Here is a 12,263-nt window from a genome sequence, read left to right on the forward strand (position 1 = left end):
ATAGATAATATATTTATGTTATTTAAAGAAAACATAAAAATAACAATTAACAATTAACAATTAACAATTAACAATTAACAATTAACAATTAACAATTAACAATTAACAATTAACAATTATTTATTTTGATGTAAATCACAAATAAGAAATTACTATTTATATAATAAATAATAATTCCAATTTATAATTTAAATACCATCTAAAAACGACTTTAATTTATCAATTAATAATGCGTATGGTCACATAAATGAACCTTTATTGAAAACTAATCAACAATCGCCCACCCTATTGATGAATCTTTTTCAAATGGATTCTATTCCATATCAACTGTTGCTATTCTTGCTACACCATCAAAACAAACCCAAAAAATCAATCAATTACAGGTTAATAAAGTTATTTATTCGCCATGGGATTTATTTAATCAGTTCATTCACATTCATAAAATTTAAATTATAAAAATTTTATTATTAATTTTTATAGGTACGCCAATTAATTTTAATTAAAATGAGGTTCACCTAATTATGTCAATTAAAGAAAAAGATAATGTCTTATTAGATTCCGAGTATGAACATGTCCCCGTTCCCCTTGAACATCGTAAAAGCTTTGCATCTGTTTCCGCTGTTTGGTATAGCTTCCCATTAGTCTTAACTAGTGCCGTTATTGGTGGTGTTGTAACTGCCATGCTAGGGTTTAAAATGGGCGTTGCCGCCATTTTAGTGGGTAACTTATTGCTATGTTTAGTGATTGGGTCATTGAGCTATTTAGCAGGGAAGACAGGTGAAAATTTTGCAATTTCAGCCAAAAGAACCTTTGGGCAGCGCGGCTATATTGCAGTTTCAGGACTGCTCGCTACGGTCGTTATCGGCTGGTTCGCATTGATGGTCGGTCTTACAGGCGATACGATGTTTCGCTCATTTGGGCAGGATTTATTACTCATGACCATTTTAGGCGGTGTATTATATGTTGGCGCAACGTTTATTGGTATTAAAGCCCTCGCTATTTTAGGGTATATCGCTGCACCGATGTATTTGATTTTAGGGTTAATCTCCGTTTACATCGCGATGAAAAGTGGCTCATCAGATATTATCAATTACCAACCTCTTGCAGGGGCTGGAGCACTATCATTTGGTGTTGCAGTTACAATGATTTTCTCTACATTTACGGACTCAGGCACCATGACAGCCGACTTTACCCGTTGGGCAAAAAATGGCAAACAAGGTTTTCTAGCAGCCTTTACCGCGTTCCCCATTTCTAAATTTTTTGCGGAAGTGATTGGAGCAATTATTGTGGCAACAGGTGTAGTCATGCACCCCGGAGTCACTGGCGGTGATTTCATCACTATTTTAGCAAATTCAAGCCCACTACTTTCTATCCTCGCGATTATTTTTGTATTTGTTAACTTAGGTGTGGGCTGTACTCACTGTTTATATAATGGAGCTGTGGGCTGGTCTCATATTACGAAAGGAAAGATGAGAACCTTAACCATTATTTTAGGTGCCATTGGGATTATTGTTGCTGTGACTGGGATTTGGAATGCGTTTCAAACCTGGTTGAATTTACTGGGTTTAATTGTGCCGCCAATCGCCGCTATTATCATTATGGATCAGCTGGTACTTAAGCGTAAAAATAATGAAGCAAAAAAATGGCAACCACTGGCTTTCATCTCTTGGATACTCGCCTCAGGGATTGCCTTAATCGTTAATGCTTATGCTCCTGAGCTTTCCGTCGTGGTTGCAGGGTTAATTTCTTCCTCTGTTATCTATTGGATTGGTCATCAATTTTCAAAATAATCGCTAAGTAAATAATGAAAGAGGGTTAATCCCCCTCTTTCATCTGCCCTTTATGTTCTTCTTGTGAAACCAAATGTACCCCTATATATCGCTGATAACGTGCGGGTTTTAATTTGGTTAAGTCCACCAGTACCAAGCCATCGATACAATCATTGAATGCGGGGTCTGTACCGAAATCCATAAACTGTACGCCTCCCGGCTCGCATAATTCAGTATATTGCTTATAAAGCGTCGGAATCGAACAGCCAATGTTATTGAGTAAGCTTTTCAATTTAACTAAATCTTCGTGGTAATTGTCCCCTGAAAATTGGGCTAATACCTGTGGCAAAGAAGCTGGATATGGCTGATGTGACTGTGCAATGCTGTGTTGCGCCGAAAAATAGAGCCGATAAAAAGTAATCAGTAAGTCACGCGCCGCAATCGGCATTGAGCCAGAAATAGATACTGGGCCAAAAAGATAACGATATTGTGGGTATTTCACCAAATACGCGCCAATACCTAACCATAAATAATCTAAACCCCGTTTTCCCCAATATTTAGGCTGAATAAAGCTCCGACCAAGCTCAATACCTTGCGCTAATATTGGCATCATGGCTTGGTCATAATGAAATAAGCTAGAGCTGTAAATACCCTGCAAACCTTTGGTCTCAATTTGCTTTTTAGTGGGTATAAACCGATAAGCCCCTACAATATCAAGTTCACTTTCGTCCCATAATACCAGATGATAATAATCGTTATCATAGCTGTCTAAATCACGGCGCTTACCTGAGCCTTCCCCTACAGCACGAAATGCAATTTCGCGTAATCGCCCTATTTCTCGCAAAATCGGCGACCTTACTTCTTGGTTTCGGTGATAAAGGTAAATCGCTTTCCCATCAGGGGATGTTCCTAGCCGCTCACATGCCACCAACGCTTTTTTTAATTCAATTCTGTCTTCTGGCAACGCAATTGGTGATTCGCTGGTAAATAGCCCTTCCTTACCTTTTCCCAACAAATAGACATGGCGACGAAAGCGCCCTGCTAGCTCATGAGCCGCTGTATGCCCATCATGCCAATGAATAAATGGGATACTGCCACCAATACGAATTTTTAATCTTTTTCCTCGCTGCTTAAACATTTCCCTGACTAACATTAAAGTCGATAACGGCTTGTAAACCAACGAGGTTAAATAGAATAAATGGCTATTTCGCCCTTGAATATGAATAGGGACGATAGGTGCTCTGGCCTTTGCGGCTAAACGCAAAAAACCTGTACGCCAGTGACCATCACAAACCCCTTTACGGCCAAACCGAGAGACTTCACCCGCAGGAAACACAATTAATGCCCCTTGCTTGTCCAAATGCTGTTGGATTGCTTCAACTTGCTGCCGACTGGTTCGGTTATTCATATTATCCACTGAAATAAATAAGCTTTTTAGTGGCTCTATATAATTGAGGAACTGATTTGCCACGATTTTGACATCAGGACGAACGGCAGCAACTGCACGTAATAAGGCAAGACCATCGAGTGAACCTATCGGGTGGTTAGCAACTAAGACAACAGGGCCTTGAGTCGGAACATTTTCTAAATCACCCTCAACCATTTCGCAAGAAATATCAAAAAACTCCATGATTTGTTCAATAAGATCCAAGCCCTTTAAGTGCGGATAATCTTGCGCAAATTGGTGAAATTCTTGTTCAAACAACAGCTTTTTTAATAAACGACGTTTCCATTTGCCTGGTGTTTGATGAGGAAAAATATCGTGCAGCAGGGTATCGACACTAAACATAATGCTATCTCCTAACTGAGTTACGACGAACTTAAGTCAGATTCATAACAACAATATGTTTATTTTATGACAAAATGGTGAAAGCACAAAAACGATGATGTAGATCATTACTTTTCATTTACTAATATTATAGTTATCTAAAATCAATAATTTTTCAGAATATTGCTTTCTTGAATAATTTATATTTTGCTCATTTTATAATATGCATTTAATCCACAACAATAAAAAAAGTATAAAACTAAAGTTTTTGATTAGTTTTACTTAATTTATTTTAATAATTCAGAATTTATTATTTATAAATACCCACCAATTAAATTGAACTAAGAATTTATTACAATAAGATTATATTTAAATAATACCCTTTAAATTCAATCAAATAAAAATTAATTATACGTTTATCTTTTGATTTTCTTCTTATTGATAGGTAAATCTTATTTCAGCAATTGCTTAAACCGATGGCCATCATTGATAAAAATCAAGAACCTCTCAACCTTATTTATACATGATAGTCCGGCTGTAGAATTATATTAATTAAAAAATATTTAAATATATTTGACCGCAATCTTTCAAGGATAGTGTAATGAAAAAACTTACTCGCATTACGGTCGCTGTCATATTTTTGCTTTTACTCGGTTATTTTGGGTTATCTGGATATGTGTGGTATCACGATAATCAACGAAGAGAAAATAATGACATTCAGACATCTAAAATTGCAGAAAATAATCAAGTTCTCAAATTCTTCGCTGAAAAGGGATGCGATTACTGTCATACGCCGTCAACTGATTTACCTGCCTACGCATCATTCCCCATCGCTAAGCAATTGATGGAGTACGACATTCAGCTAGGTTATAAATCATTCAACCTTGAGGCAGCACGCGCTGCACTCATCGCAGGAGAACCTGTACCACAAAGTGAGCTAAATAAAATTGAGTGGGTTATGCAGAACCACACCATGCCACCAACTCGTTATGTTGCACTTCATTGGGCAAGTAGCGTCAGTGACGAAGAGCGTAATAACCTCTTGAATTGGATAGCTAAACAGCGAGAAGAGCACTATGCCAGTCAAGATACCGCTGCTGAGCACCGTAACGAACCGATTCAACCAATTCCAAAATCACTGGATGTCGATGATGCAAAAGTCGCATTAGGCTTCCGCTTGTATCATGATGCACGCCTGTCAGGGGATAGCACGATTTCTTGTGCGCACTGCCACGCACTCAATGCAGGTGGTGTTGATGGCCGTAAAACGTCAATTGGGGTTGGTGGCGCGGTGGGTCCAATCAATGCGCCAACGGTGTTTAACTCCGTATTTAATGTCGAGCAATTTTGGGATGGTAGAGCGCCTGATTTACAAGCACAAGCCGGTGGGCCACCATTAAATCCTATCGAAATGGCATCAAAATCATGGGATGAAATCATTGAAAAATTGGATAAAGACCCTGTCTTAAAACAAGATTTTAATGCAGTTTATCCAGAAGGGTTTACAGGTGATACCATCACAGATGCGATTGCAGAGTTCGAAAAAACCTTAATCACTCCAGACTCTCCGTTTGATAATTGGTTAAGAGGCGACAAAACTGCATTAACCGCACAACAGCTCCATGGTTACCAGTTATTTAAAGAGAACAAATGTGCAACCTGCCATGGTGGCGTGATCTTAGGTGGTCGTTCCTTCGAACCTCTGGGCCTGAAAAAAGACTATGAGTTCGGTGAAATCACTGCTCAAGATATTGGTCGCATGAATGTCACCTCTGATGAGCGTGATAAGTTACGCCAAAAAGTGCCAACACTGAGAAATGTTGAATTAACCGCGCCTTACTTCCACCGAGGGGATGTTGCCACCCTAGATGAAGCAGTGAAACTGATGCTGCGTTATCAAGTCGGTAAAGAACTGCCACAAAAAGATGTCGACGACATTGTTGCCTTTCTTGAAAGCTTAACGGGTGTGTATACACCGTATGTACAACAAGGTGAATCACAACAGTAAATATCAATAGCTGATTGATATGAAAAACCAATAGCACCGCTCAAATAATAGCGGTGCTATTTTTTTATTTAAAACTGCCGTATAGGCTGCCTACAACCCTGACTTAATCTATATTCAAAGCAATTCACGTTATCGTGTATCTCTTTCCCACTGTGTTATTACTTGAACGACCCCTGCTTCCCTATTTATACGAAACAATGTTATCTAGCTCAAAGTTTTCATCAAATGGTATTTAAAAGGTATTATTAAATGGTATTGTCATTATTGTACCCTACAATACCTATAATTAGCCGTATAAAGGAATGAAAGATGAAAAAAACAACAGCAAAACTCTCATTCATGATGTTCATTGAATGGTTTATATGGGGGGCTTGGTTTGTTCCCTTATGGCTATTTTTGAATAAAAGTGGCTTCACCCCTTCTCAAATAGCATGGTCTTACGCCTGTACAGCCATTGCTGCGATTATCTCCCCCATCCTTGTAGGCTCAATTACTGACCGATTTTTTGCCGCGCAAAAAGTTCTGGCAGTACTGATGTTTGCAGGGGCGGTCTTTATGTTTTTCGCAGCTCAGCAAACTGAATTTTCTAGCTTTTTCCCTCTACTCTTAGCGTATGCACTAACTTATATGCCAACCATTGCGCTCACCAATAGTATTGCTTTTTCCAATGTGGAAGATGTGGAACGTGACTACCCTCGTATTCGTGTAATGGGGACTATCGGCTGGATTGCATCAGGTATTGCATGTGGATTTTTACCTTCCATGATGGGCTTTGGTGATATTTCTGCAACTAATATTCCACTCTTAGTGACAGCCGCTAGCTCGGCTTTACTAGGCTTTTTTACCTATTTCTTGCCAGACACCCCACCAAAAGGAACTGGCAAAATGAGTATTAAAGTCATGCTCGGATTGGATGCCATTGTGCTGTTAAGAGACCGTAATTTCTTAGTGTTTTTCGTGTGTTCATTCCTCTTCGCCATGCCTTTAGCCTTTTACTATATTTTTGCTAACGGCTACCTTACTGAGGTTGGGATGAAAAATGCTACGGGGTGGATGACCTTAGGGCAATTCTCTGAAATCTTCTTTATGCTTGCTTTGCCCTTCTTTACCAAACGTTTTGGTATCAAAAAGGTATTACTCCTTGGTTTAATCACCGCAGCTATCCGTTATGCTTTCTTTATCTATGGTGATGCAGACCATCTATTCACCTATGGATTACTCTTCCTTGGTATTTTATTACACGGAGTTAGCTACGATTTTTACTATGTCACCGCATATATTTATGTCGACAAAAAGACGCCTGTACATATGCGGACAGCGGCTCAAGGCTTAATTACTCTCTGTTGCCAAGGCTTTGGTAGCTTACTGGGTTATAGCCTAGGTGGGCAAATGATGGAAAAACTTTTTTCTTACGGTGAACCTGTCAACGGCCAAACCTTTAACTGGGCCGGTATGTGGGGCTTCGGCGCTGCCATGATCGTCGTAATCACGATTGTTTTCATGTTGATGTTTAAAGAGTCGAGCCGTGATATTCAAGAAATTGATATTAATAAAAGTGGCGTAAAACCCACATCCAATTAGTTAAGCAATCATTAATTAAACGCCTTTATTGACCGACTGCCAACACATAAGGGCGCTGTTTTTAGCCAAAATTGAAGGAATTATAATGAACAAAGAGAACCGTATTTTAGGCACGTTTTATGGCCAAGCCTTAGGTGATGCAATGGGAATGCCTTCTGAATTATGGCCTCGTTCTCGTGTTAAAGCACATTTTGGTTGGATAGACCGCTTCTTACCTGGGCCAAAAGAGAATAATGCAGCTTGCTACTTCAATACGGCAGAATTTACAGATGATACCTCAATGGCGCTCGCTCTTGCGGACGCGATTATAGAATGTGATGGCACAGTAAATCCTGAACTTATTGGCCGTAATATTTTAAAATGGGCAGAGCAATTTGATGCCTTTAACAAAAATGTCTTAGGACCGACCTCTAAAATTGCATTAAAAGCAATAAAACAAGGAACCCCGATTTCTCAGTTAGAAAACAATGGCATGACAAATGGTGCCGCAATGCGAGTTTCCCCACTCGGTTGTTTACTGCCAACGCATTCTATTGATGAATTTATTGATGAAATTACACTCGCCTCATCGCCAACGCATAAATCGGATGTGGCAATTGCAGGGGCAGTTGCTATTGCTTGGGCGATTTCTAAAGCGATAGATGGCGAAAACTGGTCGCAAATTCGTGACCAATTACCCGCTATAGCGAAGTTAGCACAAGAAAAGCATGTCACAACCTTTAGCCCCTCAATAGCTGCACGTATTGAACTTGCTTTACACACAGTGAAAAATGCAGTTGGTCCCGAACAAGCAATGGAACAGCTTTATCAACTCGTTGGCGCTGGTACTAGCACCATTGAGTCCGTTCCTGCCGCCATTGCTATGGTTGAATTAGCGGAAACTGATCCCAACCGCTGTGCCATTCTGTGTGCTAATTTAGGAGGTGATACCGACACCATAGGGGCAATGGCCACCGCCATTTGTGGCGCACTCCACGGCGTTGATGCCATCGACAAACAACTCAAAAAACAATTAGATGATGTGAACCAACTTGATTTTGCACAATATAGCCAAGCCTTTATGGTACTGAGAACTGCAAGAGAAAAAGCTTATGAAAACCGCTGAACTTATTGCCCATCTTCCATTGCAAGCAGAGCATCGTCCTGTCTGCCTAATTGGTGCAGCCGTTATTGATGTGATTGCAGATGCATATTCACTGCCTTATCGCGGAAGTGATATCGAATTGCACCAGCAGAGTGTCAATATCGGTGGATGTGCTCTGAATATTGCAGTGGCCTTGCAACGTCTTGGTATCCAGTCACTCAATGCATTACCTATTGGGCAAGGTGTGTGGGCAGATATCATCCGCAACCAACTCAATAAAAAAGGTCTGAGTTCAGTTATAGAAACGAATAAAGGTGACAATGGCTGGTGTTTAGCCTTGGTTGAACCCGATGGAGAAAGGACATTTCTTTCCATTAGCGGTGTAGAAAACCAATGGGAGCGCCAAACCCTAGATGATTTGCCAATTACATCTAACAACATCATCTACCTTTCTGGCTACCAATTAGCCGCAAAATGTGGCGAAACTCTGCTTTCATGGCTGGAGTCACTCTCCGATAACGTCACTTTATTTATCGATTTTGGCCCTCGGATCGCCGACCTTTCGAAAACACAATTATTACGATTAATGGCTTTAAAACCAATCATTTCGTTGAACCGCCAAGAAGTCGAACATATCGTCACGTTATTCCCTGATATCGCACACCAAGGAATGGATACAGCAGCATTAGCCAATATTTGGCATTCTCAATTTTTAGTTCCCGTAATTGTTAGAGTCGACAAAGAAGGTGCGTTCTTTCAAGAAAGTGGTCGTTCATCAGGCTGGGTGGCACCATTTAAAACCACCGTTGTCGATACCATTGGAGCAGGAGATAGCCATGCAGGAGGCGTGATTGCGGCATTGGCGTCCGGCTGGGCACTACAAGATGCCGTATTACTCGGAAATGCGGTCGCATCCTATGTTGTTAGCCATCGCGGAGGAGATTGTGCACCTTCGTCAGAGCAACTCACCACATATTTACAGCAATATTAATCATCAGAGAAAAAAGAGGCCTAGCCTCTTTTTTATTCTTCAGAGACAAATACATACATATCACTGCGACATTGATTAAAACTGTATTCAATGGGCACATTTTTATGGTCGAAAGCCACCTGCTTAATCACTAAAACAGGCACGGTCTTTTCTAATTTAATGTGCGTTTGAAAGTCTTCATCTGGCATTCGAGCACTCACCTTGCTCTTTGTTCGCGTAGGATAAATATTTTGGCTGCGGAAATAATCGTACAAAGATAAGCCAATATCGTCTACGTCACCAATCAACCCAATAGGAACATATGACTCCTCAATAGAGACAGGCTGTTCATCCACATAGCGAATACGTTTTAACATAAATACATCACTATTGATGGGGAGCGCGAGTGACTCTGCCACCTCCTGTGAACAAGGTACAATACTTTTATTGACCCAAAGTGTGTTGGGTTTTTTTCCAAGTAAAACCGCTTGTTGTGAAAAACCTTTAGCTTCTTTGAGTGAATACTCAAACTTATCGCTAATTTGGGTGCCATAACCTTGTGACCGAATGATAACGCCTTCTTGTTCAAGTAACTCTAACGCTTTTCGAACGGTAATACGCGACACCCCTGTCTGCTGACCTAATTCCCTTTCACTGGGCAGCATATCACCTTGATGCAAAACCCCTGTTCGCACGGCAAATTTCACCGTTTCAGCAAATTTTACATATAAAGGTGTATTGTCTATTTCAGCAAGACGGGTGCAAAGTTGTTGGATCAGAGATAAATGCGCATCATTCATATTGAGTTAGTCACCTAAAAATCGCAGCAATAATCAATAGTACCATTATCCATAGATTTATTGCAGGTAATTGAATTAGATAAATTTATTACCAATGAAAAACAGAATGCTACAGGGTACTATTTCTGGTGAGGTACACGCTTTTCTCTGATATAGGTAAAGTCAATTGCTGTTGATAACCATCCAGTGTTTCTTTCGCTAATATTGCCAATGCACGGTAAAAATCACTGTTAGCCGAATCTATCAACACTTCGAGAAAATGTGCCGACCAAGGTAATAAATGCCAAGCGAGCAACTCTTCTAAATCCGCTCTGCGATTTTGCTCAGCCAGCCAAGCCGCTAACATCAAAATCAACCCAAAGTGGTCTTCAGGCTCTTTTTGTGTCGTTACGGATTCAACACCTTTAGTACGCATCCACTGGCGCAACTCAACGGTTGAGTCGCCAAAAACAATCTTTTCTTTATCTAGCCAAACCGAACCCCAAGGTGGAGCTGCTAAAGCATAAGGCCCAATAAACAAGCGCTGCCATGCTTCACTCAGTGGTTCATTTTCCTGAGCACTGGATTGCAAAAGCTGGCTAATTTTCACTAAGGAAGGTAAAGCAAATGGCCATTCTTCATGCCAAGTCGGCTCTTGTAAAATCGCGATAATTTCTGCATTGTTTTCATTCTCTGGGGAGAAATAAAATAAAGATCCCAAAACCCGCCCTGTCACTGCGACGTGTTCAAGAAAGTGCGCTTGTTGCATATTGATTGTCTCTGAAGTTATCAGCGCAGGGAAATCACACCCTGCGCTGAAAGTTTACCAATTAAGCTACAGCCATGCCGACTGTCATATGTAAACCATAGAATAGCCCACGACCAATAAATTCACCAACCAGTACCAGCACGGTACCAAGAAGTAAGCTCAGCACCGAAGGCTGATTTTGTCGCACAACAGGTAAAATCCATAACAACAGCCCAAGACTTGTCACCACAATACGTACCACTTGTAAAACACCAAAATCAGGGACTAAATCCACGGCTTTTTGTACTGAGGTGGTGATTAGCGCAATCTCACCACTTTGCAGTAGTACTGATGCAATAGTCACGATATAAGCAACGATGCTAATTGCCGCTAATTTACCACTATTAAATGGAAATTTAGCCACGCGTAATAGTAAAGTACCTAAAATTGGCCCCACAACAAACAGAGTCATAAAGAAGCCGATAGTGGTATGTGGCGTGTTCCATGTCGGAACTGTGCTTATCATATAGACTCGTGTCATTGCCCAAACAAATAGCAATCCCATCAACATGGTGATGATTAACCACACCTTATCGAGTCCTGTTGGCATCTTTTTGATTGCGGATAACAACCACCATAGGCCACCCAACACAAAGAAAATAGAGCCGAATAACACTTCGTTACTCAGTGACGAGGCAAATACACGATTCATCGAGTTAAATGCGCGCATCGGTGAGCCCATATGCATCATAGAAGCGAGAAAGCCTAAGCCCATCAATACCCATAATGCCAACATCGCATTCACAATGCGCTGTTTTTGGGGTTTATCGTCTGTCGATAACCATGCAAGCCCGGTTACAATCACACCACCTGCAATACTTTGGCCTAATACCGTAAATAAAATTAGCGGCCATTCATGTAATCCATTGCCCATGTTATACCTCCCGAGGATTGGCTAAATGGCCTGTCGTATCATTGACAGGGCGACTATTGGCATTCGGTTTAATGACAAGATTGGGTTTGGTATAGTGCGCTTCAGGTAGTGGCGCAATCTCGGCCAAATTACCATGTTTTTCACGTAATTCATCAATGGGGCCAAAGTCTAATGCACGCAGTGGGCAAGACTCGGCACAAATCGGTTTTTTACCGACCGCAACACGCTCATAGCAACCATCGCACTTGGTCATATGCCCTTTTTCGCTATCAAATTGCGGTGCACCATATGGGCAGGCCATATGACAATAGCGGCAACCAATGCACACGCTTTCATCTACAACAACAAAGCCATCTTCACGTTTGTGCATCGCACCGCTTGGGCACACTTTGACACAAGCAGGGTCTTCGCAGTGGTTGCATGAAATCGACAAATAATAACTAAATACGTTTTGATGCCACACACCGTTATCTTCTTGCCAATCTCCCCCTGCATATTCATAAATGCGCCTAAAATTCACCGCAGGAGATAAATTTTTGTAGTCCTTACACGCTAACTCACATGTTTTGCATCCCGTACACCGTGCGGAATCAATATAAAAACCATATTGTGTTGTCATGAT

10 protein-coding genes are annotated in these 12,263 nt (G+C 40.8%); 5 read left to right on the forward strand and 5 right to left on the reverse strand.

Going from position 1 to position 12,263, the window contains the following annotated elements; genetic code table 11:
* The first annotated feature begins 521 nt into the window (after window positions 1-521).
* Complete coding sequence (locus PSE60_RS02385; protein WP_272664470.1) at window positions 522-1,790, forward strand: cytosine permease; 1,269 nt, start codon at window positions 522-524, stop codon at window positions 1,788-1,790.
* Window positions 1,791-1,815: 25 nt separating this feature from the next.
* Here PSE60_RS02385 and PSE60_RS02390 read toward each other — a convergent pair whose 3' ends face one another.
* A complete protein-coding gene (locus PSE60_RS02390) occupies window positions 1,816-3,558 on the reverse strand; it encodes a lysophospholipid acyltransferase family protein (protein WP_272664471.1) in 1,743 nt (580 codons plus the stop codon).
* Between the two features lie 580 nt (window positions 3,559-4,138).
* On the opposite strand from PSE60_RS02390, the gene PSE60_RS02395 reads away from it, so the two are divergent.
* The 4 genes from PSE60_RS02395 (at window position 4,139) to PSE60_RS02410 (ending at window position 9,201) form a co-directional block, all read left to right on the forward strand.
* Complete coding sequence (locus tag PSE60_RS02395; protein ID WP_115168044.1) at window positions 4,139-5,545, forward strand: cytochrome-c peroxidase; 1,407 nt, start codon at window positions 4,139-4,141, stop codon at window positions 5,543-5,545.
* Window positions 5,546-5,854: 309 nt separating this feature from the next.
* Window positions 5,855-7,126, forward strand: a complete 1,272-nt coding sequence (locus PSE60_RS02400) for a nucleoside permease (RefSeq protein WP_004259450.1) — start codon at window positions 5,855-5,857, stop codon at window positions 7,124-7,126.
* 85 nt (window positions 7,127-7,211) lie between these two features.
* On the forward strand, window positions 7,212-8,231 hold the full coding sequence (locus PSE60_RS02405; RefSeq protein ID WP_272664472.1) for an ADP-ribosylglycohydrolase family protein: 1,020 nt from the start codon (window positions 7,212-7,214) through the stop codon (window positions 8,229-8,231).
* On the forward strand, window positions 8,218-9,201 hold the full coding sequence (locus PSE60_RS02410; RefSeq protein ID WP_272664473.1) for a PfkB family carbohydrate kinase: 984 nt from the start codon (window positions 8,218-8,220) through the stop codon (window positions 9,199-9,201). The genes PSE60_RS02405 and PSE60_RS02410 overlap by 14 nt, the downstream gene beginning before the upstream one ends.
* Window positions 9,202-9,233: 32 nt before the next feature.
* Here the strand turns inward: PSE60_RS02410 and PSE60_RS02415 are convergent, their stop codons facing one another.
* From PSE60_RS02415 to PSE60_RS02430, 4 genes are all read right to left on the reverse strand, one after another.
* Window positions 9,234-9,980: a GntR family transcriptional regulator gene (locus PSE60_RS02415; protein ID WP_272664474.1), complete on the reverse strand. Its 747-nt coding sequence runs from the start codon at window positions 9,978-9,980 to the stop codon at window positions 9,234-9,236.
* A 109-nt stretch (window positions 9,981-10,089) separates the two neighbouring features.
* Window positions 10,090-10,728, reverse strand: a complete 639-nt coding sequence (dmsD, locus tag PSE60_RS02420; RefSeq protein ID WP_272664475.1) for a Tat proofreading chaperone DmsD — start codon at window positions 10,726-10,728, stop codon at window positions 10,090-10,092.
* A 61-nt stretch (window positions 10,729-10,789) separates the two neighbouring features.
* A complete protein-coding gene (locus PSE60_RS02425; RefSeq protein ID WP_272664476.1) occupies window positions 10,790-11,641 on the reverse strand; it encodes a DmsC/YnfH family molybdoenzyme membrane anchor subunit in 852 nt (283 codons plus the stop codon).
* A 1-nt stretch (window position 11,642) separates the two neighbouring features.
* Window positions 11,643-12,260 (reverse strand): DMSO/selenate family reductase complex B subunit, encoded by a 618-nt coding sequence (locus PSE60_RS02430; protein ID WP_004907698.1) that lies wholly within the window; start codon window positions 12,258-12,260, stop codon window positions 11,643-11,645.
* Window positions 12,261-12,263: the final 3 nt, after the last annotated feature.

The organism is Providencia sp. PROV174 (genome assembly GCF_028480685.1).
Lineage (GTDB): Bacteria > Pseudomonadota > Gammaproteobacteria > Enterobacterales > Enterobacteriaceae > Providencia > Providencia rettgeri.

Bases quoted from the DNA above. Each gene is read 5' to 3' on its own strand.
- PSE60_RS02385 (WP_272664470.1), top strand. From the start codon at position 522: ATGTCAATTAAAGAAAAAGATAATGTCTTATTAGATTCCGAGTATGAA.
- PSE60_RS02390 (WP_272664471.1), bottom strand. From the start codon at position 3,558: ATGTTTAGTGTCGATACCCTGCTGCACGATATTTTTCCTCATCAAACA.
- PSE60_RS02395 (WP_115168044.1), top strand. From the start codon at position 4,139: ATGAAAAAACTTACTCGCATTACGGTCGCTGTCATATTTTTGCTTTTA.
- PSE60_RS02400 (WP_004259450.1), top strand. From the start codon at position 5,855: ATGAAAAAAACAACAGCAAAACTCTCATTCATGATGTTCATTGAATGG.
- PSE60_RS02405 (WP_272664472.1), top strand. From the start codon at position 7,212: ATGAACAAAGAGAACCGTATTTTAGGCACGTTTTATGGCCAAGCCTTA.
- PSE60_RS02410 (WP_272664473.1), top strand. From the start codon at position 8,218: ATGAAAACCGCTGAACTTATTGCCCATCTTCCATTGCAAGCAGAGCAT.
- PSE60_RS02415 (WP_272664474.1), bottom strand. From the start codon at position 9,980: ATGAATGATGCGCATTTATCTCTGATCCAACAACTTTGCACCCGTCTT.
- dmsD (WP_272664475.1), bottom strand. From the start codon at position 10,728: ATGCAACAAGCGCACTTTCTTGAACACGTCGCAGTGACAGGGCGGGTT.
- PSE60_RS02425 (WP_272664476.1), bottom strand. From the start codon at position 11,641: ATGGGCAATGGATTACATGAATGGCCGCTAATTTTATTTACGGTATTA.
- PSE60_RS02430 (WP_004907698.1), bottom strand. From the start codon at position 12,260: ATGACAACACAATATGGTTTTTATATTGATTCCGCACGGTGTACGGGA.